Origin of the sequence: Bacillus paranthracis (genome assembly GCF_001883995.1) — a bacterium.
Classification (GTDB): domain Bacteria; phylum Bacillota; class Bacilli; order Bacillales; family Bacillaceae_G; genus Bacillus_A; species Bacillus_A paranthracis.
In genome coordinates this window covers 1-25,522 of the sequence record NZ_MACE01000015.1, presented here as the reverse complement: position 1 = coordinate 25,522, position 25,522 = coordinate 1, and the positions used below count along the sequence as shown (strand labels likewise).

Genomic DNA, 25,522 nt, shown 5'->3' with positions numbered 1-25,522 from the left:
TTCTTTTAAATAAATAAGAAACTATAAATTTTCCGTTTCCTTTTCATCTGCATACTTATCCTCTAAGGAAATTAATAGAGGGATTGATATAGTTACAAGAATGATTAAAGTAGTGATAAAAGATTTAGAAAGAGAAAAAGAACCTTCAATTAAAGGTAATAAAAACTTGAACGAAAGTATACTTGTTAGTAAGGAAATTACTAACAAGCTAAAAAGTAATATATTTTTATTCTTTATAGATGCCTCTATAAAGTCTTTAATACAGGCTATTACGACAAATATAGTTAATATGATCAGAGAAATAAAATAATGTGTTACATTTGTCATACTAATAGTAGGATCGTCTATGATATAAGCAAGTAACTTAGATACTAACATGCCTCCAAACAATAAAATAATAAAAGCGAGTAATCCTTCCGATATATAAGTGCTGAAATTATCTTTCTTGTTAAAAAGCTTATAGTTCAGAGTAGATTGGGTTATTTGAATTAGGAATAGGCTAATAATCCATACATAATATACAATTGGTAATTCTCCCGAGAATAGAGAGAGTAGGAAGTTTAATAGTGTCCTTAAAATTTCAATCATTACGAAAGTCCTCCTGTTTGTAAGCTTGGCGAAATTAGAAATATGCTAGTCTATCGTTTAATAATTAGATCTATTTATTCAAACTATTTCTGATTATTCCATAAAAAGGTTGTTGATTCAAGGTATCTCTTTAATAAATCTGCCAAGGCCGAGTACTAGAAAAAGAAACACAATATGTAATATAATTGAAAAAGTATATTTAAAAATTAATGTTAATATTACCCTCCTATAAGTATTAACATACGTAATTGAGGTGTTTTCTTTGTTGTTTTATGAGCGAATTTCTATCATGGCCCCTCCTGTTCCGTAGCTAAGGAAATTCTTTTTATTTCTGAGATTTTCAAAGTTATAGGAGGGTACGAAAAATGAAAAAAGTCTCAGTACCATCACTTTTGTTAATGATTATTCTTGTCGCATTTCCGCAAATTAGTGAAACGATTTATACACCGTCTTTACCAGATATTTCAAAGGCGTTGCACGTAAGTAATAATGAGGTACAGTTAACACTTAGTATGTATTTTGCTGGATTTGCTTTAGGTGTATTTTTTATTGGATGGTTATCAGATATAAATGGTCGTCGCCCGGCAATGTTACTTGGAATTGTTGTATATGGCGTTGGGAGTTTCTTATGCTTTATTGCAAATTCCATTGAAGTTTTATTAGTAAGTCGTTTTATTCAAGCGTTTGGAGCAAGTGCAGGATCAGTTGTGACACAAACGATTCTACGTGAAAGTGTAGAGGGGCATAAGCGCCACGTTATGTTTGCTCAAATTTCGGCAGTTATTGCTTTTACACCAGCGATAGGACCGTTAATTGGTGGCTTTCTTGATCAAATGTTTGGATTTAAAATAGTATTTTTAAGTTTAGTAGTTATGAGTATCGGTATTTTTCTGTATACATTTGTTTCTCTTCCAGAAACAAAAACGGACTCGGTAACGAATAAAATAAATGTGTTTGCAGTCTTAAAGAAGTTAATTACAAATCCGAAAGTAGTAACGTATGGGCTATTAATTGGAGGAGCAAATGGTGTTTTATTTAGCTATTATGCAGAAGCACCGTTTATCTTTATTGAATACTTTCAATTATCGCCTAGTATGTATGGATTTTTAGGAATTGTTGTAGCGTCTGCTTCTATTGTTGGAGCGAAAGTTTCGAAACGTTTACTTGCTACTTATAAACCAGAGAAAATTATATATATCGGTTGTCTCGTAATGACAGGAGGAGCTATCCTTTTATCTGTTATTACGTTTGTTGGACCAAATCCGAATGCAATATATATGGTTGTATTTTTAGTAGCGATGTTTATATTGCTATTAGGAATCGGAGTAGCGCTACCTAACTGTTTAAGTTTAGCATTAGTAGATTTTCAAGATGTTATTGGTACAGCAGGTGCATTGTTTAGCTTAGGGTACTATGTAATTGTAACGATGACAATTTGGGGAATGAGTCAGCTGCATACGGGCTCGTTACTAGTGATGCCACTTTATTTTCTAGCTATAGTCGTTATCATGACAGTGTTTACTAAAGTGTTTATTTTAGGTAAACAAACTTCAAAAACGATTTAAATATGTAATGGTAAAAGGGTCTCATTAAAAATGAGACTCTTTTATATTTTATCCCGCTGTTTTGAGGCAGTAAGATTCCTGCCTCAAAATTAGATTAAAAAAGTTAGTAGTTTATTAATATATTAAATTTCTGGTTGGTATATGAATTGGACGCGTGGGAAATTACGTTATTAACTATAATGATTGAAGTACATGAGATGTGAAACCGAGGAAAAAATGCTCTCCTCGGTTATTTATATTGTAATAATATACATACCGGAATCATATTGAATAGATGTATTTTATTGTTAATTCAGTTAAAATTTAAACGTAATCATGCATATTAATTTATTGAAAAAATAATTGAATTTTTCAGATTAATGAATTAATATAAGGTAAGTAATTTTAAGATTTATAGAATATTGGAAGATGAAAGGTTTTGAGAATTTTATTAGGAGCACAAAACGATTTTAGGATAGCTTTAAAGCTAGTGTAAAATGACGTTTGCTTCATCATTTTCAGGGCCGAAAAGAATTAGGGGAAAGCATCTTGTTTTAAAATGCGGCTATGAATCATCTAAGAGGGGGAAGTGAAGTGGCAAACAAAGAATTGAAAAGAGGTTTAGAAGCACGTCATATTCAAATGATTGCTTTAGGCGGAACAATTGGTGTTGGTTTGTTTATGGGTTCAGCCAGCACGATTAAATGGACAGGTCCGTCAGTTATGCTTGCGTATGCAATTGCAGGTATTTTTATCTTCTTCATCATGCGTGCCATGGGAGAAATGTTGTATATGGAGCCAAGTACAGGATCATTTGCAACGTTCGGTCATAAGTATATTCACCCGTTAGCTGGTTACATGACAGCGTGGAGTAACTGGTTCCAGTGGGTTATCGTTGGGATGTCAGAGATTATCGCGGTGGGGGCGTATATGCAATATTGGTTCCCGGATTTACCAGCTTGGATACCAGGTGTAATCGCAATGGTTATTCTTGGCGCAGCTAACTTAATTTCTGTTAAGTCATTTGGTGAATTTGAATTTTGGTTTGCGATGATTAAAATCGTTACGATTCTATTAATGATTATTGCGGGATTTGGACTTATTTTCTTTGGAATTGGTAACGGTGGAGAAGCGATTGGCATATCGAATCTTTGGTCAAATGGCGGTTTCTTTACAGGTGGTTTTTCTGGATTCTTCTTTGCATTATCACTTGTAGTTGGAGCGTATCAAGGTGTGGAATTAATTGGTATTACTGCTGGTGAAGCGAAGGATCCGAAGAAGACACTTACAAGAGCGATTCAAAGTACAATTTGGCGTATTTTAATTTTCTACATCGGTGCGATTTTCGTTATTGTAACTGTGTATCCGTGGGATCAATTAAGTACAATTGGAAGTCCGTTCGTAGCAACTTTTGCGAAAGTTGGTATTACGGCAGCTGCGGGACTTATTAACTTCGTTGTTATTACAGCAGCAATGTCTGGTTGTAATAGTGGTATTTATAGTGCTGGTCGTATGCTATATACGTTAGGTGTAAATGGACAAGCACCGAAATATTTCACGAAACTTTCTGGAAATGGTGTACCTTTATTCGGTACAGTTGGCGTAATTATCGGTTTAGCGGTCGGTGTAGTTCTAAGTTATATTGCACCAAAAAACTTATTCGTATATGTATATAGTGCGAGTGTACTTCCTGGTATGGTACCATGGTTTGTCATTTTAATTAGCCAAATTAATTTTAGAAAAGAAAAGGGAGCAGAGATGAAAGATCATCCGTTCAAAATGCCGTTTGCTCCTGTTACAAACTATTTAACAATTGCCTTTTTAATTATGGTATTAATCGGAATGTGGTTTAACGATGATACGCGCATTTCACTAGTTGTAGGTATTATTTTCTTAGCTATCGTTACAATTAGTTTCTATGCTTTCGGAATAGGGAAGCGAACTCCGTTAGACGTTCAAAATGATCAAGAGATTTCAAGTAAATAAAGATAGTAAAAAGTCCGATTTCTTATTTGGAAATCGGACTTTTTGTTATTAAAACTTTTCTAAAACGATCTTCCCAATTGTACTTCCGCTTTCAAGCAGGGCATGTGCTTTTTTTACATTTTGAGCGTTAATTGGTGTGAATGTTTCATTTAAAGTAGTCTTTAAAATGCCTTCATCTAGTAGTTCGCTTACTTTATTTAATAGTTCGTGTTGCGTAATCATGTCTCCAGTTTCATACATCGCTTTTGTAAACATAAATTCCCAAACGAGTGTAGCACTTTTACTTTTTAAAATACCCATTTCAAGAGGGTGCTCATTTTCTACGATAGAGCAAATTTTTCCTTGTGGTTTAATGAGGTCACATATTGCTTGCCAATGTTGATCTGTATTGTTTAAACAGAAAATATAATCTACATCTTTTAGCCCAAACTCTAATATTTGTTCTTGTAAAGGTTGGTGATGGTTAATGATATAATCGGCACCGAATTTTTCAACCCAGTGTATCGTTTCATTGCGGGATGCAGTTGTGATAACATTTAGTCCGGCCCATTTTGCAAGTTGAATGGCAATTGAACCTACACCACCAGCACCGCCTATAATTAAAATGTTTTTAAAGGAGTTCGTATCTTTCTTATTATAATCAATACCTAAACGTTCGAATAAACCTTCCCAAGCTGTAATAGCTGTTAACGGAAGTGCTGCAGATTCAGCATCACTTAACGTTCTTGGTTTTTTACCAACAATTCTTTCATCAACTAGGTGGTATTCACTATAGGTACCTTGTCTCGTAATGCTTCCAGCGTAAAACACTTCATCGCCTTCTTTAAATAACGTACAACTTTCGCCAGTTTGTACAACAACACCACTCGCATCCCAGCCAAGTATTTTCGCTACTTCTTCTTTTTTATCTTTCGGAGAGCGAACTTTTGTATCAACTGGATTAACGGAAATAGCGTTAATTTTAACGAGTATATCTCTTCCTGTAGCAACAGGTTTTTCAACTTCCATATCAATTAAACTGTTTTCTTCTTCAATAGGTAAGTATTCATGTAAACCAATTGCTTTCATTTGTATTCCCTCCATTAAAGTAAGAGTCATTTACTCTTTTATTTTTATTATAGTAGGTGGAGTGTCATTATGTAAAAAAGTTAAGTCCCTTCTATTTTGTAAAAGGCCTGTTTCAGCATCATGTAGTACCGTGTAACTGGAGAGGATCCGCCATCGTTTTGATTTTATAGGCGTTGGATGAAAGTTATACTTATTTTTCCAGTGTACCTTGCAATGAACAATACCAAGTGTTATATTATACTTGTGGTTACTTATTATAAAACAGTACTGAATAATAAATAGTAGTGAACATCAATTAGAATAGGGTGAATGAATATTGAATGTACAATTTAAAAAAGGAGTTTTAGAACTTTGTGTTCTTGTCTTACTTGATAAGCAAGACCGTTATGGGTATGAATTAGTTCGAAGTATTTCCAATCGAATTGAAATATCAGAAGGGTCTGTTTATCCTCTACTGCGTAGATTAACTAAAGAAGAATATTTTACAACGTATTTACAGGAGTCTTCAGAAGGTCCTTCAAGGAAGTATTATACGCTGACGGATAAAGGTAGAACGTATTTGTACCAACTTTTGAGGGAATGGAATGAGTTCTCACAAGGTGTCAATCAATTAATAAAAGAAGGTGTAAGTAATGACGAAAAATGAATTTTTACAACAATTAAATGCATCTCTAAAAAGATTATCTGAAAAAGAGCGTGCAGATATTTTAAAAGATTATGAAGAACATTTTACTTTCGGATTAGAGGAAGGGAAAAGGGAAGAAGAAATTGTAGCTTCATTAGGTTCTCCAGCTCAAATCGCCAAAGAGTTATTAGCAGATTATCATATTGAGAAAGTAACAACAAGTGCAACAACAGGAAATGTTTTTCGTGCAATTTGGGCAGTAATTGGATTAGGTTTTTTCAATTTGTTAATCGTACTTGCACCTGCAATTACATTAGCGGCATTGATTTTTTCAGGTTGGGTTCTAGGTATCTCATTTTTAGGTGCACCATTACTTGTTTTAGTTGATACGATTATACATCCAAATACATTCTTGTTATTTAATCTTTTCGTTTCTTTAGCACTTTGTGGACTTGGATATTTCATTGTTATTGCTATGTTATTTTTAACGAAGTTAGCAACGAAAGGATTTGTTCGTTATTTAAAGTTCAATATAGCACTAGTAAAAGGTGGTTTGAAGCATGATAAATAAGAAGAGTTTCTCAATCATTGCAGGTATTATTTTCATTATTGGTATTATCGGAAGTTTATTCACTTATCGTTCAATTGCTGGGGTACCAATTTCAGAAGAAAAGGTCATTAATAATAATGTGTCAAGCGTCATTATCGATACGAATAATGTTCGTGTTAACATCAACCCTACAACAGGTAGTAACGTGAAAGTAAAATTAGATGGTGAGGTTAATCCAAACGTAAAAAGAACATTAGCTACGGATGAGAAAGATTCAACGCTTCTTATTTCTTATAAAGAAAAACAACAGAGTTGGTTCAACTTTAATATTTCTGAAGTGTTGGCGCCATTAACATTAAATGTGTATCTACCTGAAAAACAATATGAATTATTAAAAGTTTCCAATAATAATGGCTATGTTTCTGCTAAAAAACTAAACGCAACAAATTTTAATATCAATACAAGCAATGGACGTGTTGAATTAAGAGAAATCAATTCGCCAAAAATTATCGCGGAAACAAACAATGGAATTATGGATTTCAAAGATGTATTGGCACAAAATATTCATGTGAAATCGAACAACGGACGAATAATGCTAGACCATGTTGAAGGTGAAATAGAGGGGCAAACTAAAAATGGAAGTCTTACTCTGAAAACGAATGAACTGGATCGAAATCTCAATTTTACGACTCACAATGGAAAAATTAATATTGAAACTGAAAAAGAACCAACTAATGTTCAATTTAATGTTGCTGTTGATAATGGTAGAGCGAATATCCTTGATAAATATAATGGAAATACCGTTATTGGAAAAGGAGAAAATGTAATTAAATTAAATACACATAACGGAAATATTACAGTGGAAAAACAATAGCATATCTGCCAAATTTAAACTGCAAAATTATTGAAGGTGATTATGAAGTGGTACCTGGTGTTCGGTTATTGTATACACCAGGACATTCTCCAGGACATCAGTCATTATTAATTGAGACGGAAAAAAACGGTCCTGTACTATTAACGATTGATGCATCTTATACGAAAGAGAATTTTGAAGATGAAGTGCCGTTTGCGGGATTTGATTCGGAATTAGCTTTATCTTCAATTAAACGTTTAAAAGAAGTTGTGACAAAAGAGAAACCAATTATTTTCTTTGGACATGATATAGAACAGGAAAAGGGTTGTAAAGTGTTTCCTGAATATGTATAGTGCAAAAAGTCATGAGCTCACGTGCTCATGACTTTTTCGTTTAAATAATTTTTTTTAATAAGTTATAAACTTTTTTGGAACTATCTTCATTTAGTTGATAGTACGTTAGGTTTACATCATCAGGAGTATCTTGCTGAGCAATCATCACTTCGTTATTGTGATGATCAACTACCCAAATGAAATATTTTTTATAAGTTCCATCTTCGAAAGTAATCCACATATCACAATCTATTAAATCTGATCCTTCTTCATCTAATATTAATTTTCCTTTTTTTGCGGTATCCATACTATTAATAAACGTTTTTAATTCATCTGTTTTTGTGAGGAAGAGATCCTTTTTTGTTTTAATGGATTCGACATGTATATCTTTTATTTCCTGTTTTCCTAAAAAGACAGGGGGCTCATTTGGATCCCTTTGAGTGGAAATAATAGTAGCTTTTTTCTTGGGCTTATTTGCTGTATAGAGATCTTGAATAGATTTTCCAGAGTTTATAAACCATATGATCCCACAAATAATCAATGTGCTACAAAGCAGTAAAATAATTTTCTTAATAGAATATTCTCCTCTCTATTACTTCGTATAAAGAGCTTTTCTATTAATATATGATAGGTAAGCGTAAAGTATTATAGTTGAACGTGGCTATTCTTAACAGTTTTAAGAGGGCGATCAACGAGTAAATTGTAAGTAAGCCCAATTAATACGAAAACACCGCCGATAATCTTTCCAGTTGAGAGTTCATTTGTCAGGAAGAAATCAATGATAGTCCCTGCAAATAACTGTCCGATAAAGATGAGTAACGTTAAATAAAATGCTGATATTTTAGGAGTGATATAGTTCGATAATGAAATAACGATAACGCCTACTAATCCGCCTAAATATACAGCGATAGGTATGGATTGTAACGTATGCATTGGAATATACATTGAATCTGAACTGAAAATTAAAAATAACATAGAGAAAAATAAGCCAGTAATATAATTAAAAAACGTGCCTTCCCAATTTCCAATTTTCGCTGCTAAATTTGCGTTAATAATTCTAGCAACGACGATAGAAACACCAGCTAAAATAGCGGTCGTAACATATAACATTTTCTTGCCCCCATTAATAAATTGTCATGATTATAATTCCAGAAGAGATGAAACATAATCCAATTAGTTTTTTCTTTTCAAACTTTGCAACTTTCATTCCTAATAAACCGAAATGATCAATAACGATGGAAGCAATGGATTGACCGAGTAAACTTAATGCGATCGTAATAGAGGCACCAAGGACGGAGAAGCTTATATTGTTAAAAAGAACAGTGAATACTCCAATCGCTCCAGCGCTATATAAAAAAAGTGAAATACTTTTATCAAAATGGATTTTATGTTTGTTTATGATTAAAACGAAAATAACTGCAATTAAACCGACAAAGTGAATGACAACACTTGCTGTATACTTGCCAATTAACTCAGATAAAATCCCATTCAATGGAAGCATAACGGCGATGAGCACACCAATAAAGACAGAAAGAAAGTTATACAATGTAATATCCCCTTTGTATTTCATATTTGTAATGACTGTATCATGCTGAAATTGTGTATTACTATGACATATGTCATAGTGGAAGGAGAAAATTTTGATTACAATGGGGAGTAGTTGTAAAGGCGGGGGAACTATGAAGAAAATATGTAATTCTATTAAATTAGCAGAGTATATGAAACAAAATAATATTGACTCATTTTTTAGTAATGATATGAAACCATATATGGAACTTATATTTTTTAAGAAGAATGAGTTTATTTGTAGAGAAAATGAAGAGATAGATTATTTATTTTTCTTCGTTGAAGGAAAAGCGAAAGCGTTTAATACATTAAGTAACGGGAAATCTGTATTATTATGCTTTTATGATAGCTTGCAGCTGTTAGGAGATGTAGAGTTAATTCATTCTCAAAAGACAACTTCAAACGTACAAGTGATGGCAGATTCATATTGTGTTGGTTTGCCTTTAGGGAAAGTGAGAAATCAACTATTTCATGATGCGAAATTTTTACGATGTATTTGCGGATCGTTAGCGCATAAGTTAAATCGGCTTTCAAAAAATAGTACAATTAATTTACTATATCCTCTTGAAAATAGACTTGCGAGTTACATGTTAGCAGCAGGAGAACGGGCAGTACAGCACGGAAATAGAATCGTATTTAGTGGGAATTTAACGGAAACAGCGGAATTGTTAGGAACGAGCTATCGGCATTTGTTGCGCACATTAAATGTTTTTTGTGATAAAGAGATAATAAAGAAGAATGATGGTTGTTTTGAAGTAGTAAACGTGGAAGTTTTGAGAGAATTGGCGGCAGATGTTTATAAATAATATAGTAAAGTGGGGATTTAGATGAAAATAGCAATCATTTCAGATGTTCACGGAAATAGTCACGCTTTACAAGCAGTATTAAAAGATATTGCACGTCGTAAGGCCGAAATGATAATAAATTTAGGGGATAGCGTGTATGGGCCATTAGATCCTTTAGGAACCATTGAAATATTAATGAAGAACGAGATGGTACATATTAAGGGAAACTGTGATCGCATGCTTTGGGAACCTATACAAGAGCAGTCGGCTACACTAACTTTTGTCCAAAATCAATTAACAAAAAATCATATAGATTGGTTACAACAACATCCGTCACAATTTATTATAGAAGATATGTTATGTTGTCATGGTACGCCAATTTCAGATGAAGTGTATTTGTTAGAAGAGATGAATGAAAATGGTGCGATATTAAAGAATGAAAAAAATATAATGGATCAACTTCAAAATATTGAGCAAAAAATAATAGTATGCGGTCATACGCACATTCCTAGAGTTGTGTATTTAGCAAACGAAAAAATCGTTATAAATCCGGGGAGTGTAGGACTTCCAGCATACAAAGATGAGTTACCTGTTATGCATAAAATGGAATCAGGAACTCCGCATGCAAAATATGTAGTGATAGAAGAGGTTTTGGGAGAATGGATAATTGAACAAATTTCAGTTCCGTATAATTGGGAAGAAGCTGCTCGGTTAGCTACTCAACATGAAAGGCATGATTGGGCACAGGCGATAAAGACTGGGAAGATAGAATGAAGGGGAGCTTACTTTATGGTAAACTGCTCTTTTTTATTTTGAGTACATATTGAATTATATAAAAATAAAATGTTATGATTATGGAAACGTATGAATATATGAACAAGTATTCATATATTTGAGAAGAGGAGGGATTAGAATGAAAGACCTAATTATTATTGGAGCGGGTCAAGCTGGATTAACAATGGGATATTACTTGAAACAAGAAGGGTATAATTTTTTATTACTTGAGGCAGGAAACCGAGTTGGTGATTCATGGAGAAATCGATATGATTCTTTACAGCTTTTTACTCCGCGGCCTTACAGTAGTTTACCAGGTATGGCGTTAATAGATGAAAAAAATGAATTTCCATATAAAGATGAAATTGCAACGTATTTAGAAGAATATGCAAGACATTTTCAATTACCGATCCAATTACAAACTAAAGTTTTTAAAATAAAGAAAGAAAGAGATATATTCGAATTACATACCCCTACAGAAATTTTACAAACGAAAAAAGTTATTATCGCAACAGGTGGTTTTCAGCAACCGTTTATTCCCTCAGTTTCAGCAAATCTATCATCACATGTTTTTCAAATACATTCATCACAATATAAATCACCATCACAAATTCCTAAGGAGAAAGTACTCGTAGTAGGTGGCGGGAATTCAGGAATGCAAATTGCAGTAGAACTGGCAAAAACTCATGAAGTTACACTGTCTATTAGTCATCCTTTAACGTATTTACCGTTACATCTTTTTAGAAAAAGTATTTTCAGTTGGTTAGAAAAATTGGGTTTATTGTACGCCGAAGTAAATACAAAGAGGGGGAAATGGTTTCAAAAGAGAAAGGATCCCATTTTTGGATTTGAAGGTAAGGAACTCATTCGTAATGGATCAATACAACTACAAGAAAAAGTAGTAAGTGCATCAGAAAATAACATTATGTTTCAGAACGGTGAAACATATAGTGCAGAAAGCATTATATGGTCAACAGGCTTTATTCAGAACTATAACTGGATTGAAATAGAAAAGGCAGTGGATGAGAATGGATTGCCTAATCATGTAAAAGGAATAAGTCCAGTAAGAGGATTATATTATATCGGCTTGCCATGGCAGTCTCAAAGAGGTTCTGCACTTATTTGTGGTGTAGGAAAGGATGCGGCGTATTTACTTTCTGAAATCAAAAAAATAGATCAGTAGCAGCGACTACTGATCATCCATATGTACATGAATTAGGAGAGGTCAAACATTTATTGACTTTATTATAATTGATTTTCATAAGAATAAAAACTGAAAATTCTAATTTCGTGTTGAGAAAGTTTTTTGTATCGAAATATATAAAAGAATAGGGGGTTTTTAGTAAAAAGAAATATGATATTTATATTTTAATAAATTATGATATAGTTTATAAAGAGTAGATTACATAAAATGTTATTTTATTACATATAAAGTAAGGGGGATGGCTGTGAAGTTTGATGATCAACGCCTACTAGGAGTACGATTAGGTTCTGTACTTGTAACAGAAGAAAATCAATATTTAGTAATAAAGAAAAAAGATCATTATGCACTTTTAAATATACATAATTTAGAATGCACACATGTTGAAGTGCAGCTAGAACATATTGAAGAAATGTTGCAGGAAGATTTCCAAGAAAGTATAACGGAGATTATTGCACCAGAACATATAAAAATTGTTGCGAAAAATGTTATATAAGAAAGAAGCTGAAAGGAACAGCTTCTTTCTTTTTCATTATAAGGATAACGTTTTTAAAATCTCACCAATAATCCCTTCCATTTGATGAACACCTAAGTCAGTGTTCGTCATAATAACAGCACCATTACCCCGGTATGGATAACAAACCATCATACATTGAAATCCTACGCCCCATCCGAGTGAATATATTTGTAAGTCTTCATTTGAATCATCCAGAAAAACACCTAGTCCCGTCCATTTTGAGCAACCTTGAGGAGAAATCATATCTTGTACTGTTTTTTGAGAAAGTTTTAGTTTACCCTTTCCTTGTAAGGAATGAATGATTTCAATAACTAAAGCTGATAAGTCAGTTGGTGTTGTCCAAATACCTGAAGAAGCTGCGAATGGATAAAATGGATACTTCTCATTTGTAACGGTGCCATCTTTATTATGTCCGCAAGCAAAAGCATCGGTTTTATCTATGTCTTCAGGAGAGAAGATTGTACTATTTTCCATTTGCAGTGGTTGAAGTATATATTCTTCTAGTAAAAGGTTGAATGGCTTTCCAGTTATATCTTCAAGTAGTATTTCGATTATACAAAAGTTTGCATCCGAGTAGTGAAATTCGCTTTCTGGTTTATAAGTTACTTCTATAGGTACGGAGCAATATGGTGTTTTACCGGCAAGGAGTTTAGACATGCTTGGTTGCCCATGTGCAAGTGTATAATGTTCAAAACTATTAGGTGGGTCAATGATTCCAGATTGGTGACTTAACAAGTTTCGCAATGTGACTTTTTTCTGTGAAGTAAATAGATTAGTAGGGATGTTCCAAGATGTGAGTCTATCATTTACGTCTTCATCTAAATGTACGATTTTCTGATCGGATAATGTTAGTACGAGAATTGTGGTGATAAATTTGCTAATAGAACAAGAATTGAATATGGAATCTGTAGTAACAGTTCTAGTTGTTCCAGATTCAAGTGTTCCGAAAGCAGCTGTTTCATTTAGCTTGCCGTCGTGTATAACAGCAAGACTTAAACCTACAATGGAATATTGGTTCATTTTCTCGTATATATTGTTACTTTTTAATTTCATAGTGACTCCTTTCGTCGAAAAAGACAGAATGTTAGTTCTATTATACAGTAGTAAATAGAGAGAATGAGAGAAAAAGAAAAAACTTCATCTTTTATCGATGAAGTTTTTTTAGTTAATTCGAAGTGAATGTTTTAAAAAATTTATCGCGGTACATGTACATAAGCCATGAGGCTGTAATTAATGAAATAATGATTTGTTTGTTTTGAATTGGTGCCTTGAAAACAAGCCAGCCAACGATATCAAATAATAAATGTAGTGCAATTGAAAGAACTACAAATTGTAGTAACGTCTTAAAAAATCTTTTCATAAAGTGTCCCCCTGAAATAAAAGGTTTATCAACAGTGTTGTATATTACTATTATACATTAAATGTGTTTCGTGGTAAAATTTACATAAGTTAGTGAAATAAAACAAATGAAAGCTAGTGAGGAGGAATAGTCATGGAATTTTGGATGATCATACCGATAGCGATCTTTGGGTTTATTTATATCGTCGAAAAGTTAAATAAAATTGAAAAGAAAACGGATGCGCGTTTAAAGCGAATGGAAGATAGGTTACAGCTAATTACGAAAGAAATGGGAATTGTAGATAGAGAACCGGAAATTAATAAAGAGTTGCGGCAGCTTATGGAAGAAGGAAAAACAGTTACAGCAGTTAAGAGAGTAAGAGAAGCTTTTGGTTTTTCTTTACTAGAAGCGAAGCAATATGTTGATAAATTATAAAAAGATCATCCGTGTGGGTGATCTTTTTTCACTGCACCATGCGTGTATTTACATAAGCAGCGATTATAAAGTGTCCAATTATAATGATAGGAAATAAGATTTTTACATTAGGAGTAAGGAAGACGCTACCAATTGTGGCAATAACACCAGCAGTTAAATTATAAAGACCAACTATTTTTGATAACTTATCTTTTTCTGGTACAAGGCGTTCATTGAATCCTGATAAGAGCCAAGTGTATTGTTTTACTCCGATGAAATAAGCTAGTGCAAATGAAATGATTGCTAGTATGAATAATGATGGGGAAGCGAAGAGAGTCATTGAGAACACCTCCGTTAAAGGGCTATAAATCAATTATAGTATGAATGTTATAATTTAACAAAATATAAGTGTAATAGAAAATGGAGTATGTATCATGAAGGGGGATTAAGTATGAATATTGTGGAATTCCAGAGATATGTATCAAATTTCAGTGAAGAAAAAGGATTTCAAGATACAACAATTGAAGAGCGTACAATGTATACAATGGCGGAATTAGGGGAATTAGCGGAAGTTATATTAAAGCGCGATAAAATACAAGATGCAAAAAGAGAAATCGGTTTAGAAATGTTTGATGTCATTTGGAATATATGTGATTTAGCAAACAAGTTAGAAATTGATTTGGAGAAGGCATTTGAAGAAAAAATGATGATTAATAAAAAACGTGAATGGTAAAAGGGAAGTTAAAAAGCGTACAAAATTTTGTGCGCTTTTTATTAATGGTATGAAAAAAATATGTAAGAAAAGATGGAACAAACACTGAAGATAAATTGTCTATTATAGGTAATAACTATTTCGTTTGAAAGAAAGGGTGGAGAAAATGAAAAATACATTATTAAAATTAGGGGTATGTGTTAGTTTACTAGGAATAACTCCATTTGTTAGTACAATTTCTTCTGTACAAGCAGAACGAACGGTAGAGCATAAAGTAATAAAAAATGAGGCAGGAACTATTTCGATTTCTCAGTTAAACAAAAATGTATGGGTTCATACGGAGTTAGGTTATTTTAGCGGAGAAGCAGTTCCTTCGAACGGTTTAGTCCTTAATACTTCTAAAGGGTTAGTACTTGTCGATTCTTCTTGGGATGATAAGTTAACGAAGGAATTAATAGAGATGGTAGAAAAGAAATTTAAGAAGCGCGTAACAGATGTCATTATTACACATGCACACGCTGATCGAATTGGTGGAATGAAAACATTGAAAGAAAGAGGCATTAAAGCGCATAGTACAGCGTTAACTGCGGAATTAGCAAAGAAAAATGGATATGAAGAACCACTTGGAGACTTACAAAGCGTTACAAATTTGAAGTTTGGAAATATGAAAGTAGAAACATTTTATCCAGGAAAGGGACATACAGAAGATAATATTGTTGTTTGGTTGCCACAATATCAAATTTTAGCTGGAGGTTGTTTAGTGAAGTCTGCGTCCTCGAAAGATTTAGGAAACGTTGTTGATGCTTATGTAAATGAATGGTCCACATCGATTGAAAATGTGCTGAAGCGATATGGAAATATAAATTTAGTAGTGCCTGGTCATGGAGAAGTAGGGGATAGAGGATTACTTTTACATACATTGGATTTGTTGAAATAAAAAAAGCGATGAGAAACAATTTTCTCCTCGCTTTCTTCTAACTATATTTAAATGCGAAGTCCGCATACGTTACTGAGATTTTAATTCCAAGTATACAAATACCAGTACCGTCATAATTGCGATAACAACGTAAGTAGCATCAAGCATAATAAGTGTTTTTAAAGTTTCAGTCATCCTCATTCACCCCTGGTATAAAAAATATAACATAATCTCTTATCAATTAAATCAGAGATTATAAAGATAACAATGTACATGAAATTTATTAAGTAGATTCTATATAAATATATCATATAAATAATGTAAACAATGTTAAGATAATGTAAATGTATTGTAAAGAAAGGGGCGGTTCATCATGTCTGTAAATCTATTCATTTATAAATGCTATGTATCTCTCGTGTGCCGGATAGAACACAGTTATAACATGTGAAAAATAAATTCATTTTGACAAATCAATCACGATGCTAGATGTTACTACATTTTCCTCTATTACTTCTACCTGTACTTGTTCATCGTTTCTCCAATTGATATTGAAGTTGTCTGTCGTATACATTTCCTTAAGAGTGACCTCTTTATATTTTTCTAAAATGCTACCTCTTTTCCCATAATAGATTCTTACAGTTGAGCTGGGACTTGGTCCTTTTGATTTTATTGTTTCTCTAAGCTCGATAATATTTATGAGATTTGGAGATTCACTTTTTTGAAAGGTAAAGGAACTGACCACTTTTTGTACCTTCTTAAAAACAGGACCATTGGATTTATTTGATATGTTAAATTCCACAACTTCAGGTACGGATTCTTTTCCTCGTAGTGTTATCGTTGCTTCATAATCGTTTTTCCAATCTACGAAAACGTTTGAGGAATCGAGGCGTTCTCCCTCATTTGCAATACTTATGTCAAAATGTTCCCATAAGCCGTATTTAATTCTGACAGGAGAGGAACCATGAGAAGAGTCTGAATTTATTTTCACTACTTTAATCGTATTTTTATTATTTGGAGAATGACTTTTTTCTAGTGTAATGTCCTGTAAATACAAAATGTAAGACAAACAGCCTACTACTAAAATAATTGGAATTACAATACGTAAGGCAGTAATTGGACGACCTCGTGTCCTTTTTTTCTGAGTGCTTTTACTATTTTGTTCAAGGTCTTTTTCAATACTCATTGGAGCTATTACTTTTGGCGGGCGAATAAGCCACCAAACGAAAGCTATAAGTAGTAAGAAAAGAGGTATTCCTTGAATAAAGAAAAATCCTTTCCAAAAATCAAGTGCAGTACTATATGGAGAATCCGTTGCCATCCCACCTATAAAAAGTGCCATTGGGCTTACAAGTATATTTATCCCTAAAGCAATCAATATGAATGAAAGATTTTTATTTCTAATTTTTCGTGACCCAGCCACAATAAACAGAAATACTGCAATACCAAGTATAAGAAACAGTATTCCGTAATAAAACATCATATATACCATCATATTGTCCCTCCATAACTTTAATTGTACCATTAGTAAGGAAAAATTTGTGAAATGTTAGGTGGATAGGATATTTGTATTCCTTAAAAGTGTACCGATATATGATGCAAATAAATCATGTGCAAGTATGAATGCCAGGATATAGTAAAAATATTATGTCAACAATATGAACTGTCACAAATCTTTATATATTATTGTGATTGATATCACATCACTTTTTTTCAATGGATATTATGCTTAGGGTGTAATGAATGATTGGGAGAGGGTGGGATGATATGTTTTGTTATCAATGTGAGCAAACCCCAACAGGCGGATGTAAAGTAATGGGTGTTTGTGGCAAGAATGAAACGATTGCGAGTTTACAAGATACGATTGTTTTTGGGTTAAAAGGAATTGCGGCTTATCGTACGCATGCTGCTCAGCTAGGGTATACGGATGCTTTTGTAGATGCTACGACGCAAGAAGCACTGTACATGACATTAACAAATTCTAATTTTAATGAACAAGAACATATTGATATGGCTATGAAAGTTGGGAAATCAGCTTTACGAGTAATGGAGTTGTTAGATGAGGCACATACGAATCACTTTGGTGTGCCAGAGCCTGTTCAAATTACACAAAACCGTGTAGAGGGTAAAGCTATTGTAGTTACAGGCCATAATTTATTTGCGTTAGAAGAATTATTAAAACAAACAGAAGGAAAAGAAATTAATATTTATACGCATTCGGAAATGTTACCAGCACACGGGTATCCGCAGCTGAAAAAATATAAACATTTAAAAGGAAACATCGGTAAGGCATGGTATGATCAAAGACGCCTTTTTGAAAAATTTACAGGTGCCATATTAGCGACAACGAACTGTGTTATGCCAATTAAAGGATCATACTCTGATCGATTTTATTCATATGATATTGCCGGCCTAGAGGGCGTACAAAAAATTGAAAATGATAATTTTGCACCATTGATTCAAAAAGCGCTAGAACTTCCAGAAGTACATATGGAGTCGGATGAACAGTTAGTAACAGGGTTTCATCATAATACAGTCTTATCATTAGCTCCAGAAATTATTGAGGCAGTAAAAGAAGGAAAGATTAAGCGTTTCTTTGTCATCGCAGGTTGTGATGCACCAGGAAAAGGCGGGGAATATTATCGTGAATTAGCAACGTCACTTCCGCCTGAAACAGTGATTTTAACGACTTCTTGCGGAAAGTTCCGCTTCAATGATGTGGATTACGGCGTTGTACCTGGTACCGAGATTCCGCGCTACATCGACTTAGGACAATGTAATAATTCCATTTCTACAGTGAAAATAGCGGCTGCTTTAGCTGATGCTTTCCAATGCGAAGTGAATGAATTGCCAGTAAGCATTGTCTTATCTTGGTTTGAACAAAAAGCGGTTGCTATTTTGCTTGGGCTATTTAGTCTTGGAATTCAAGATATTCGCATCGGTCCAAAGGCGCCTGAATTTATTTCAGCTGGCGTGCTCGATGTATTACAAGAAACATTCGGTTTGAAATTAATTACAAATGCAGCAGAAGATATGGATATGATGTTATCGTAACAAGAGGATGATTGGTCTTATTCAGAAGAAGAGCTAGCTTATAGCGCCCCAAAACAATAATATAGAATTATTGTTTTGGGGTATTTTCTTTTCTTAGCGGGGTGGGTAGTAGTTGATTTTAGAAAAATATAAAAATCGAGTTGACATTTACAACTACTCAGTCATACAATGTAGTTGTAATAGGTGATACTGAGTAGTGTTGTTTCTTAAAAAAATTTTCACTAAGTAATAGGTAATAGCGGATTTTAGAAGAAATTTGAAAATCAGTTGACATGTACCGCTACTTAGTCATACAATGTAGTTGTAATAAGTAATACTGAATAGTGTAGTTTTACTCAAAAGCTATTCAGTAAAAATTCGCCTTAGTACTCTGTAATACTGAATATAAGTCAGACAGAATAGGGGGTAAAGGAGGATCAGAACATGGAAAATTTAACTGAAATGTTGAAAGGTTCACTGGAAGGGTGTGTGCTGGAAATCATTAGTCGCCGTGAAACGTATGGTTATGAGATTACTCGCCACCTGAATGATCTTGGGTTTACAGAAGTCGTGGAAGGAACAGTCTATACTATCCTCGTACGATTAGAGAAGAAAAAGCTTGTGAATATTGAAAAGAAACCATCAGATATGGGACCGCCTCGTAAGTTTTATTCATTAAATGAAGCTGGACGTCAGGAACTTGAATTGTTTTGGAAAAAATGGGATTTTGTATCGTCAAAAATTAACGTCTTGAAGTCAAACTAGCCTCATAATATAAAATGTTTCGGCTCATATTTGGAGAGTTTCTGGTTCTGCTTTATAAAAAAAGGAGGAAAATAAGATGTTGGAAATATTCAAAAAATTAATTGGTGATAAAAAAGAGTATAGAATGATGATGGCACGTGTTGCAGCACTGCCAGAGGACTATCAGTTTGTGTTTAAGAAAATTCAAAACTACATGTGGAATTTTTCGACCGGAAACGGGATGGATATGCTGCACATTCAGTACGAATTAATCGATTTGTTTGAAGCTGGTGCAGCGGAAGGCAGACAAGTGTTAGATATTACTGGGGAAGATGTGGCATCTTTTGCTGACGAACTAGTGGCAAACGCTAAAACGTATGTTTCTAAGTATCGTGAAGATTTGAATGAAAGTATTATGAAGAAATTGAGAAAAAAATAAATGCAACAAGTAATACCGACTGATTAGCTGGTCATAAATGTGAATTAACGCCATCGCTATTCAGTTATATTTTTAAACCACTACTAAGTAATACAGATTATCGGTGGTACTAAATAGAGGGTGCAGGTAATTTAATTTTATAAGGGGGAAAAAGTATGAGTAATGCAGCGATTTCTGTAAAAGGGTTAAAAAAAGCTTTTAGAGATAAAGAAGTCTTAAAGGGAGTGGATTTTGAGGTGCAGCGTGGAGAAATTTTCGCGCTGCTAGGCTCAAATGGAGCGGGAAAGACGACAACGGTTAACATCCTTTCGACGCTACTGAAACAAGATAGCGGTGAAGGAAGTATTTGCGGATTTGATATTAAGCGCCAACCAGATCATGTTCGTCAAAGTATCAGTTTGACAGGACAATTTGCAGCTTTAGACGGCATGCTTACCGGGAGGGAAAACTTAATCATGATTGCCAAGTTACGTGGTGTTTCCAATCCTGCTCAAGTTGCTGACGATTTGCTTGATAGATTTAGCCTGACAGATGCGGCCAATCAAAGGGCAGATCAGTATTCAGGCGGGATGAAGCGCCGGCTTGATATCGCGATGAGTTTGATCGGGGCGTCAGCAGTTATTTTTCTTGACGAACCAACGACTGGGCTTGATCCTGAAGCGCGCATTGAAGTGTGGGATACAGTTAAAGAGCTTGCTGGTGGAGGAACAACTATCTTACTAACAACCCAGTATTTAGAGGAAGCAGAACAATTAGCTGACCGTATCGCTATTTTACATGGTGGAAAAATTATTACGACAGGTACTCTTACTGAACTGAAAGAGATGTTCCCGCCAGCAAAAGTGGAGTATATCGAGAAGCAGCCTACATTGGAAGAAATATTCCTTGCGATCATTGGCAAAAAGGAGGAGATGTAAATGAAAAGCAAAACAGGGGTATTACTTGGGCGCTTAATGCGCAATATTATGCGTAGTCCAGATACAATTATTACGGTAGCGATTACACCGATTATGATGATGCTATTGTTTGTATACGTATTTGGTGGGGCTATACAAACAGGAACAGATAACTACGTCAATTATTTATTGCCAGGAATTTTGCTAATGGCTATCGCATCTGGTGTCGCTTACACTTCTGTACGATTATTTACGGATGTAAAGAGTGGGCTTATGGCACGTTTCATTACGATGCCTATTAAGCGCTCATCGATATTGTGGGCTCACGTTTTAACCTCTCTTGTTGCGAATGTACTTACTATCTTAGTTGTTATTCTTGTTGCGCTCTTAATGGGTTTCCGTTCCAGTGCGAATATTCTAGATTGGCTTGGAGTAGCTGGGATACTAGGGATGTTTACGTTAGCGCTAACATGGTTGGCTATCATTCCAGGGCTGAAAGCGAAGTCTATGGAAGGGGCGACAGCATATTCGTACCCACTCGTTTTTCTTCCATTTATTAGTTCGGCCTTCGTACCTACCGAAACGATGCCGAAAATTGTTCGTGCATTTGCTGAAAACCAGCCTGTAACTTCAATCGTGAATGCGATTCGTGCTCTTTTATATGAAGGATCTGTTGGAAGCGATATTTGGATTGCGCTCGCTTGGTGCGTAGGGATCATGATCATCTCTTACTTTTTCGCTAGTAAAGCATTTAAACGTCAGTTAGGGTAAGTGAAATAAATCGTCCGAAATAATATATATCTTTGAAAAAGCACGGAAAGATTTTCCGTGCTTTTATTATTTGTTGTGCTCTCGCTGTAGTAAATAAAATGATATTAAAAAAGGATATCTACCCAGTGACAATGGCTCACTGCTTATGGAGTGTAAAAGCACAATTGCTTTTGTAAATTCTCTAGTATTTCTTCAGGCATTTCCCTAATTGTAATATCTTTCCCTAGGAAAAGTAGCCAATTTACTATTTCCGTTACTTCATCCGAATTGTTAACATTGATAAATGTTTTTAAAATGGCTGTGGATTGGTAAGGATTTGTATAAGATATTGAAATTTTGAAAGGGTGGTATTTTTTGAATTGGGCAATTGCTTTTGGACCAAGTTCAAGTATAAGGTTAATCACTTCATCCTTCTTACTTAGTTTTTCTAAAATCTTTTTCTTATTTAGCTTTTTTTTCGTCGTGTATGGTTCGATATGGATGAGATGATCGACAGGAAACATTCTCTTCTTTTCTTCTTTTAAGTCAAAACCTTCAATGATCCATTGACTTTTTTCTTGATACAGGTGTAATAGATAAATGGAATAAGACTTGATTTCTTTCTCTTCTTTAATGGAAATCAATAAATGTCTATCCAAAAGAAGGATTTGGATGAGTTTTTCTAACATAGGGTGAGGGAGGTCAGAAAGCTCAAGTAGATCAGGGTTATATGGGTTAGTCCCTTCAAACAGCAAGAGTTGATTTAAAAGAACGATATCATCTTGCTGGGTTTCTGAGATGAGTCCTAACAGTTTTTCGGCTAAAGATTGACGACTTTTTAAATAGGGAAGTTGTTGATTTCTTGTAGCCATAAAGGCAATAAAAAGAGCTTTCACTTCGTTATCAGTAAAGCGAACAACGGGCAGGATAGAGTTATGCATAACAAAATATCCCCCAGTCCTCCCAACTTCAGCAACAAGTGGCATGCCCATAGCTTCTATTTCTCTAATGTCCCTAATAGCTGTCGATCGAGAGATGTTAAATTCTCGTATGATTTCTGAAATTGTAAAGTGGGAGCGATTGTTGATATACCGCATAATTGTATTAATCCGTTCAACTTTTTTCATTTGGTTCTCCTAAACAGTATCATTTTTTGACATGATTTAAAGTTATTATAAACTCATCAGATGAAAAGATAAATCATTTGATTCATTTTAAAAGAAGGAAGGTTTTGAATATGAAAAATTATACGATTGAAGAAAAAGATAGCTTTATTGTGTTAGGTATTGGAACTGAAATTAAGAGTGAATATACAGATTTTGTTGGAATAAAAAAAGAAAAGGAAGACTTTTGGTCGGCTGTTAAAGAAGATGGAAGGTTGGATACTTTAAAAGCTCTAGCTACAAATGATTACATTTTTTCTGTGAGCGAAGCGGTGAATAACAAGATGATGTATTATGCGGGCGTCATGACAGAAGCACAAATAGAAGAAGAATCTAGAGTGATTCAGTTTCCTAAGGGAGAATACTTAGTAGTAAAAGGGGAAGACAAAACAGCTGAAGAGCTAAGTAATAAGCTTACTGGTATCGCCTTCGGTCAGGCTTTACGAGAAGCAACAGATTTTGCTTATGTTGGTGGACCAAATACGACGGTTGAGATGGGGAAAAGAAACGGTTTAGTGTTTGGTGAAATGTGGATTCCGGTTGTTAGGAAGTAAATAGTTAAAAGGAGAGATGAAATTGTCCTGTATCGTTGATTTTAAAAATGTAACTACAGTTGGTTTAGAGTCTTCACCTATAGTAGAAGCGCTAGCTGGTTTACGTGCTCATGAAGCCCGTTACTTTATGAATAAATACAAGCATGAATTTATAGTTGTACCAGCTAGTGCAAGCCAGAAGACTCTTGATTATGTGAACCGCATTTTGAAGGAAGAACGTGATATTGAATTTGCGGCGAAACCTTTAGAAACATCGTATTTTCAAGTGGAAAATATTAAGTTTGCATACGTCTTTTATGAAGATGGTCTTGTGATTAACGTCATGTATACATTGGATAACCCGAAGAAGAGGGCTGTTGGATTTAAGCTTTCTGATGGAATGGAGGTACCAACAGAATTGGCAGAGAAATTTAAGTTTGCTAGGCAGAAGTCTAAATTAGCTGGAACAATTCGGGGTTCGTTTTTTGTAATTAAAGGAGAATATAGTGTAAGTTGAAGAATCCAGTCGTTTGTAGTATTTTAAAATGCACGATTATGGAATATGGAGGCTAACAATCTTGAATTGTTGGCCTTTTTTACATTCTTTTAAATAGGGAAGCGGCGCATCGCTATCAAGCTAAGAACATGTGAGATTTTATAAAGTTTTTGGTTAACCAGTAACAAATAAGAACCTAAAATCCACGTCAAGATAGTGAGGAGAGGTATGTAAAAAAATAGATTGGTTGTATGCATAATATACAACGCCTAAAAAGCTACCTTTGCTAAAAACTATTCACCCCTCACATAAATAGAAAGCATTCTTTATGTGAGGGGTTTATTCAATTTAAGTCTATAAAAATTGAATGAAAGCAATGCAAGTTCTCACTTATTTAGAATAAGAGAAAAGATGATGTTTTATTTGTTCAATAAAATAATGATGGTGTATATTATCGTTAGATACACGACTTGCCATAATAGCGCCCTCCATTGAAGAGGCAAGGAAAGAAGCGAGCGAAATAATGTTTATCTCTTCTTTAAGTTCTTGTTTCTCTATTCCTTCTTTTATGAGAGAAGCCATTAACATTACTGTATCATCATAGCCTTTTGCTGCTGCTTTTTGTAATTCTGGAAATACTCCAGTACTTTCAATTGCGCTATTAAGCAATGGACAGCCTCCGGCGATAGGGGGGTTATTAGCTGCATCTTGATATACAAGGAAAATTGCAAGGATTTTATCGATTGCTGTCTTTTTATTTTCCATTGCTTTATGAAAATGACTCCACATAATCTCACCACTTTTGTCGTAGGCAGCAAGAACAATTTCTTCTTTATTTTTGAATCTACGATAAATAGATCCTTTCGGTAGTTCAGTGGCTGTCATTATATCCTGAATGGATGTGCGAGTTATCCCATTAGTATTAAATAAATATAAAGATGTTTCAATAATTTTTTCTTTTACCTTATCAACTTTAGTCATGCTTTATAGTCCTCCTAATAAAAACGAGCTTAATATTCCAGGTAATGTTTACCCTCTATTTTCTTGATTTTTTGTGAGTATAAATAAGTTTGGAACAAAAAATATCTTATCAATTCCTATCTGATGGAAACCTCAAACTGTATTATCCATACTATTCGAATGAATTTTCTGTCAAAAACAATATGACCAGTTGGTTAATTCAGTCATATCATGCAACTAATTTTACCGTATCGACATATGAGTATTATATATAATTTTAATTAATATGTTTAGCTAAAATGTTTGAACTACTCTCATTTTCACTTCGTTTAATTAGGAGATCTTGCGGTTAAAAGCCGTATCACTTCATACTATAAAAGATTAATTGTTAATAATGAATGAGTACTGGAATTTGATTGTAGATCAGGAGCTGAAATATAAATTTATTTGCTTTGTACCGTTTTGATTTTGTAAATAATTTATAAAGGGGGTTTAAAAAACTAGAAACTTATAGTATCATTAGTTTTCAGACCGAACCGTCCGGTCTGGAATTTATATAAGTATATTTAGAAGGAGAACGTTATGCAGAAAGAAAAATCAAAGATTCTAAGTAATTTCATTATGGAGGTAATAAAGTGAGCTTTATAAAAACGAATACAAAAGAACTTATTATGCTAATAGTTTATATACTGTTTGCACTACTTCAAATTGGCTTGTTCATATTATTTGGCATATCCCTTT

General features: G+C 34.0%; 30 protein-coding genes and 2 pseudogenes. 21 read left to right on the top strand and 11 right to left on the bottom strand.

Features of this window, described 5'->3' with window-relative positions; translation table 11 throughout:
• Positions 1–21: 21 nt before the first annotated feature.
• Complete coding sequence (locus BAQ46_RS05345; protein WP_071741741.1) at positions 22–588, bottom strand: DUF5823 family protein; 567 nt, start codon at positions 586–588, stop codon at positions 22–24.
• 365 nt (positions 589–953) lie between these two features.
• Here BAQ46_RS05345 and BAQ46_RS05340 point away from each other — a divergent pair, with 365 nt between their 5' ends.
• Entirely contained in the window at positions 954–2,153 is a 1,200-nt protein-coding gene (locus BAQ46_RS05340; protein ID WP_071741740.1) for a multidrug effflux MFS transporter, read from the top strand.
• 573 nt (positions 2,154–2,726) lie between these two features.
• Positions 2,727–4,118 carry an amino acid permease gene (locus BAQ46_RS05335; protein WP_001284419.1) on the top strand — a complete coding sequence of 464 codons (1,392 nt, stop codon included), beginning with the start codon at positions 2,727–2,729 and terminating at the stop codon, positions 4,116–4,118.
• Positions 4,119–4,166: 48 nt separating this feature from the next.
• Here the strand turns inward: BAQ46_RS05335 and BAQ46_RS05330 are convergent, their stop codons facing one another.
• Positions 4,167–5,186 carry a zinc-binding alcohol dehydrogenase family protein gene (locus tag BAQ46_RS05330; RefSeq protein WP_000643770.1) on the bottom strand — a complete coding sequence of 340 codons (1,020 nt, stop codon included), beginning with the start codon at positions 5,184–5,186 and terminating at the stop codon, positions 4,167–4,169.
• Positions 5,187–5,502: 316 nt separating this feature from the next.
• On the opposite strand from BAQ46_RS05330, the gene BAQ46_RS05325 reads away from it, so the two are divergent.
• From BAQ46_RS05325 to BAQ46_RS05310, 4 genes and pseudogenes are all read left to right on the top strand, one after another.
• On the top strand, positions 5,503–5,832 hold the full coding sequence (locus BAQ46_RS05325; RefSeq protein ID WP_001102641.1) for a PadR family transcriptional regulator: 330 nt from the start codon (positions 5,503–5,505) through the stop codon (positions 5,830–5,832).
• Positions 5,819–6,382, top strand: a complete 564-nt coding sequence (locus tag BAQ46_RS05320) for an HAAS signaling domain-containing protein (protein ID WP_000164531.1) — start codon at positions 5,819–5,821, stop codon at positions 6,380–6,382. The genes BAQ46_RS05325 and BAQ46_RS05320 overlap by 14 nt, the downstream gene beginning before the upstream one ends.
• Positions 6,372–7,235 (top strand): DUF4097 family beta strand repeat-containing protein, encoded by an 864-nt coding sequence (locus BAQ46_RS05315; RefSeq protein ID WP_000608745.1) that lies wholly within the window; start codon positions 6,372–6,374, stop codon positions 7,233–7,235. The genes BAQ46_RS05320 and BAQ46_RS05315 overlap by 11 nt, the downstream gene beginning before the upstream one ends.
• Positions 7,236–7,240: 5 nt before the next feature.
• Positions 7,241–7,567 (top strand): annotated as a pseudogene (locus BAQ46_RS05310) (MBL fold metallo-hydrolase); the annotation flags it as partial.
• Positions 7,568–7,607: 40 nt separating this feature from the next.
• Here BAQ46_RS05310 and BAQ46_RS05305 read toward each other — a convergent pair.
• The 3 genes from BAQ46_RS05305 to BAQ46_RS05295 all read right to left on the bottom strand — a co-directional run bounded on the left by BAQ46_RS05305 (position 7,608) and on the right by BAQ46_RS05295 (position 9,116).
• Positions 7,608–8,102, bottom strand: coding sequence for a hypothetical protein (locus BAQ46_RS05305; protein WP_071741739.1), 495 nt, complete (start codon positions 8,100–8,102; stop codon positions 7,608–7,610).
• A gap of 89 nt (positions 8,103–8,191) precedes the next feature.
• Complete coding sequence (locus BAQ46_RS05300) at positions 8,192–8,656, bottom strand: DMT family transporter (protein WP_071741738.1); 465 nt, start codon at positions 8,654–8,656, stop codon at positions 8,192–8,194.
• Positions 8,657–8,669: 13 nt separating this feature from the next.
• On the bottom strand, positions 8,670–9,116 hold the full coding sequence (locus BAQ46_RS05295; RefSeq protein WP_061130361.1) for a DMT family transporter: 447 nt from the start codon (positions 9,114–9,116) through the stop codon (positions 8,670–8,672).
• 109 nt (positions 9,117–9,225) lie between these two features.
• On the opposite strand from BAQ46_RS05295, the gene yeiL reads away from it, so the two are divergent.
• The 4 genes from yeiL (at position 9,226) to BAQ46_RS05275 (ending at position 12,368) form a co-directional block, all read left to right on the top strand.
• Entirely contained in the window at positions 9,226–9,918 is a 693-nt protein-coding gene (yeiL, locus tag BAQ46_RS05290) for a transcriptional regulator YeiL (RefSeq protein WP_033702248.1), read from the top strand.
• 21 nt (positions 9,919–9,939) lie between these two features.
• A complete protein-coding gene (locus BAQ46_RS05285) occupies positions 9,940–10,671 on the top strand; it encodes a metallophosphoesterase family protein (RefSeq protein WP_000684261.1) in 732 nt (243 codons plus the stop codon).
• Between the two features lie 139 nt (positions 10,672–10,810).
• A complete protein-coding gene (locus BAQ46_RS05280; protein WP_071741737.1) occupies positions 10,811–11,854 on the top strand; it encodes a flavin-containing monooxygenase in 1,044 nt (347 codons plus the stop codon).
• Between the two features lie 265 nt (positions 11,855–12,119).
• A complete protein-coding gene (locus BAQ46_RS05275; protein ID WP_000666946.1) occupies positions 12,120–12,368 on the top strand; it encodes a hypothetical protein in 249 nt (82 codons plus the stop codon).
• A gap of 36 nt (positions 12,369–12,404) precedes the next feature.
• Here BAQ46_RS05275 and BAQ46_RS05270 read toward each other — a convergent pair whose 3' ends face one another.
• Positions 12,405–13,442 carry a serine hydrolase domain-containing protein gene (locus tag BAQ46_RS05270; RefSeq protein ID WP_071741736.1) on the bottom strand — a complete coding sequence of 346 codons (1,038 nt, stop codon included), beginning with the start codon at positions 13,440–13,442 and terminating at the stop codon, positions 12,405–12,407.
• Between the two features lie 112 nt (positions 13,443–13,554).
• Entirely contained in the window at positions 13,555–13,749 is a 195-nt protein-coding gene (locus BAQ46_RS05265) for a hypothetical protein (RefSeq protein ID WP_000819249.1), read from the bottom strand.
• Between the two features lie 132 nt (positions 13,750–13,881).
• Between BAQ46_RS05265 and BAQ46_RS05260 the strand changes: the two genes are divergently transcribed.
• Positions 13,882–14,163 (top strand): hypothetical protein, encoded by a 282-nt coding sequence (locus tag BAQ46_RS05260; protein ID WP_000397700.1) that lies wholly within the window; start codon positions 13,882–13,884, stop codon positions 14,161–14,163.
• Between the two features lie 28 nt (positions 14,164–14,191).
• Here BAQ46_RS05260 and BAQ46_RS05255 read toward each other — a convergent pair whose 3' ends face one another.
• Positions 14,192–14,482, bottom strand: coding sequence for a DUF3784 domain-containing protein (locus tag BAQ46_RS05255; RefSeq protein ID WP_071741735.1), 291 nt, complete (start codon positions 14,480–14,482; stop codon positions 14,192–14,194).
• 111 nt (positions 14,483–14,593) lie between these two features.
• On the opposite strand from BAQ46_RS05255, the gene BAQ46_RS05250 reads away from it, so the two are divergent.
• Both BAQ46_RS05250 and bla2 read left to right on the top strand, forming a co-directional pair.
• On the top strand, positions 14,594–14,875 hold the full coding sequence (locus BAQ46_RS05250) for a MazG nucleotide pyrophosphohydrolase domain-containing protein (RefSeq protein ID WP_001028126.1): 282 nt from the start codon (positions 14,594–14,596) through the stop codon (positions 14,873–14,875).
• A 145-nt stretch (positions 14,876–15,020) separates the two neighbouring features.
• Positions 15,021–15,791 (top strand): BcII family subclass B1 metallo-beta-lactamase, encoded by a 771-nt coding sequence (gene bla2, locus BAQ46_RS05245; RefSeq protein ID WP_071741734.1) that lies wholly within the window; start codon positions 15,021–15,023, stop codon positions 15,789–15,791.
• Positions 15,792–16,227: 436 nt separating this feature from the next.
• On the opposite strand, the gene BAQ46_RS05240 is transcribed toward bla2, so the two are convergent.
• Positions 16,228–17,259: a hypothetical protein gene (locus tag BAQ46_RS05240; protein WP_071741778.1), complete on the bottom strand. Its 1,032-nt coding sequence runs from the start codon at positions 17,257–17,259 to the stop codon at positions 16,228–16,230.
• A 275-nt stretch (positions 17,260–17,534) separates the two neighbouring features.
• Here BAQ46_RS05240 and hcp point away from each other — a divergent pair, with 275 nt between their 5' ends.
• The 5 genes from hcp (at position 17,535) to BAQ46_RS05215 (ending at position 21,650) form a co-directional block, all read left to right on the top strand.
• A complete protein-coding gene (hcp, locus tag BAQ46_RS05235; RefSeq protein WP_002170193.1) occupies positions 17,535–18,821 on the top strand; it encodes a hydroxylamine reductase in 1,287 nt (428 codons plus the stop codon).
• A 423-nt stretch (positions 18,822–19,244) separates the two neighbouring features.
• Entirely contained in the window at positions 19,245–19,565 is a 321-nt protein-coding gene (locus BAQ46_RS05230) for a PadR family transcriptional regulator (RefSeq protein ID WP_000429483.1), read from the top strand.
• 76 nt (positions 19,566–19,641) lie between these two features.
• Complete coding sequence (locus BAQ46_RS05225) at positions 19,642–19,983, top strand: DUF1048 domain-containing protein (protein WP_000889650.1); 342 nt, start codon at positions 19,642–19,644, stop codon at positions 19,981–19,983.
• A 155-nt stretch (positions 19,984–20,138) separates the two neighbouring features.
• The gene (locus BAQ46_RS05220; RefSeq protein ID WP_071741733.1) at positions 20,139–20,900 is read left to right on the top strand and encodes an ABC transporter ATP-binding protein; all 762 of its coding nucleotides are present in this window, start codon (positions 20,139–20,141) and stop codon (positions 20,898–20,900) included.
• The gene (locus BAQ46_RS05215) at positions 20,901–21,650 is read left to right on the top strand and encodes an ABC transporter permease (protein WP_000837823.1); all 750 of its coding nucleotides are present in this window, start codon (positions 20,901–20,903) and stop codon (positions 21,648–21,650) included.
• Positions 21,651–21,793: 143 nt separating this feature from the next.
• On the opposite strand, the gene BAQ46_RS05210 is transcribed toward BAQ46_RS05215, so the two are convergent.
• Complete coding sequence (locus BAQ46_RS05210; RefSeq protein WP_000755048.1) at positions 21,794–22,756, bottom strand: helix-turn-helix transcriptional regulator; 963 nt, start codon at positions 22,754–22,756, stop codon at positions 21,794–21,796.
• A 110-nt stretch (positions 22,757–22,866) separates the two neighbouring features.
• Here BAQ46_RS05210 and BAQ46_RS05205 point away from each other — a divergent pair, with 110 nt between their 5' ends.
• Positions 22,867–23,346: a GyrI-like domain-containing protein gene (locus BAQ46_RS05205; protein ID WP_000801047.1), complete on the top strand. Its 480-nt coding sequence runs from the start codon at positions 22,867–22,869 to the stop codon at positions 23,344–23,346.
• A 16-nt stretch (positions 23,347–23,362) separates the two neighbouring features.
• Positions 23,363–23,842, top strand: a complete 480-nt coding sequence (locus BAQ46_RS05200) for a hypothetical protein (RefSeq protein WP_025991629.1) — start codon at positions 23,363–23,365, stop codon at positions 23,840–23,842.
• 369 nt (positions 23,843–24,211) lie between these two features.
• Here the strand turns inward: BAQ46_RS05200 and BAQ46_RS05195 are convergent, their stop codons facing one another.
• Positions 24,212–24,802 carry a TetR/AcrR family transcriptional regulator gene (locus BAQ46_RS05195; protein WP_047376240.1) on the bottom strand — a complete coding sequence of 197 codons (591 nt, stop codon included), beginning with the start codon at positions 24,800–24,802 and terminating at the stop codon, positions 24,212–24,214.
• A 614-nt stretch (positions 24,803–25,416) separates the two neighbouring features.
• Between BAQ46_RS05195 and BAQ46_RS05190 the strand changes: the two are divergent.
• A pseudogene (locus BAQ46_RS05190) lies at positions 25,417–25,522 on the top strand (CPBP family intramembrane glutamate endopeptidase); the annotation flags it as partial.

Excerpts from the sequence above, each read along its gene's own strand:
- BAQ46_RS05345 (WP_071741741.1), bottom strand. The coding sequence starts at position 588 with ATGATTGAAATTTTAAGGACACTATTAAACTTCCTACTCTCTCTATTC.
- BAQ46_RS05270 (WP_071741736.1), bottom strand. The coding sequence starts at position 13,442 with ATGAAATTAAAAAGTAACAATATATACGAGAAAATGAACCAATATTCC.
- BAQ46_RS05195 (WP_047376240.1), bottom strand. The coding sequence starts at position 24,802 with ATGACTAAAGTTGATAAGGTAAAAGAAAAAATTATTGAAACATCTTTA.
- BAQ46_RS05250 (WP_001028126.1), top strand. The coding sequence starts at position 14,594 with ATGAATATTGTGGAATTCCAGAGATATGTATCAAATTTCAGTGAAGAA.
- BAQ46_RS05340 (WP_071741740.1), top strand. The coding sequence starts at position 954 with ATGAAAAAAGTCTCAGTACCATCACTTTTGTTAATGATTATTCTTGTC.
- BAQ46_RS05265 (WP_000819249.1), bottom strand. The coding sequence starts at position 13,749 with ATGAAAAGATTTTTTAAGACGTTACTACAATTTGTAGTTCTTTCAATT.
- BAQ46_RS05295 (WP_061130361.1), bottom strand. The coding sequence starts at position 9,116 with ATGAAATACAAAGGGGATATTACATTGTATAACTTTCTTTCTGTCTTT.
- hcp (WP_002170193.1), top strand. The coding sequence starts at position 17,535 with ATGTTTTGTTATCAATGTGAGCAAACCCCAACAGGCGGATGTAAAGTA.
- BAQ46_RS05285 (WP_000684261.1), top strand. The coding sequence starts at position 9,940 with ATGAAAATAGCAATCATTTCAGATGTTCACGGAAATAGTCACGCTTTA.
- BAQ46_RS05240 (WP_071741778.1), bottom strand. The coding sequence starts at position 17,259 with ATGGTATATATGATGTTTTATTACGGAATACTGTTTCTTATACTTGGT.
- bla2 (WP_071741734.1), top strand. The coding sequence starts at position 15,021 with ATGAAAAATACATTATTAAAATTAGGGGTATGTGTTAGTTTACTAGGA.
- BAQ46_RS05200 (WP_025991629.1), top strand. The coding sequence starts at position 23,363 with ATGAAATTGTCCTGTATCGTTGATTTTAAAAATGTAACTACAGTTGGT.
- BAQ46_RS05210 (WP_000755048.1), bottom strand. The coding sequence starts at position 22,756 with ATGAAAAAAGTTGAACGGATTAATACAATTATGCGGTATATCAACAAT.
- BAQ46_RS05280 (WP_071741737.1), top strand. The coding sequence starts at position 10,811 with ATGAAAGACCTAATTATTATTGGAGCGGGTCAAGCTGGATTAACAATG.
- BAQ46_RS05255 (WP_071741735.1), bottom strand. The coding sequence starts at position 14,482 with ATGACTCTCTTCGCTTCCCCATCATTATTCATACTAGCAATCATTTCA.
- BAQ46_RS05205 (WP_000801047.1), top strand. The coding sequence starts at position 22,867 with ATGAAAAATTATACGATTGAAGAAAAAGATAGCTTTATTGTGTTAGGT.
- BAQ46_RS05300 (WP_071741738.1), bottom strand. The coding sequence starts at position 8,656 with ATGTTATATGTTACGACCGCTATTTTAGCTGGTGTTTCTATCGTCGTT.
- yeiL (WP_033702248.1), top strand. The coding sequence starts at position 9,226 with ATGAAGAAAATATGTAATTCTATTAAATTAGCAGAGTATATGAAACAA.
- BAQ46_RS05220 (WP_071741733.1), top strand. The coding sequence starts at position 20,139 with ATGAGTAATGCAGCGATTTCTGTAAAAGGGTTAAAAAAAGCTTTTAGA.
- BAQ46_RS05315 (WP_000608745.1), top strand. The coding sequence starts at position 6,372 with ATGATAAATAAGAAGAGTTTCTCAATCATTGCAGGTATTATTTTCATT.
- BAQ46_RS05260 (WP_000397700.1), top strand. The coding sequence starts at position 13,882 with ATGGAATTTTGGATGATCATACCGATAGCGATCTTTGGGTTTATTTAT.
- BAQ46_RS05215 (WP_000837823.1), top strand. The coding sequence starts at position 20,901 with ATGAAAAGCAAAACAGGGGTATTACTTGGGCGCTTAATGCGCAATATT.
- BAQ46_RS05320 (WP_000164531.1), top strand. The coding sequence starts at position 5,819 with ATGACGAAAAATGAATTTTTACAACAATTAAATGCATCTCTAAAAAGA.
- BAQ46_RS05330 (WP_000643770.1), bottom strand. The coding sequence starts at position 5,186 with ATGAAAGCAATTGGTTTACATGAATACTTACCTATTGAAGAAGAAAAC.
- BAQ46_RS05225 (WP_000889650.1), top strand. The coding sequence starts at position 19,642 with ATGTTGGAAATATTCAAAAAATTAATTGGTGATAAAAAAGAGTATAGA.
- BAQ46_RS05230 (WP_000429483.1), top strand. The coding sequence starts at position 19,245 with ATGGAAAATTTAACTGAAATGTTGAAAGGTTCACTGGAAGGGTGTGTG.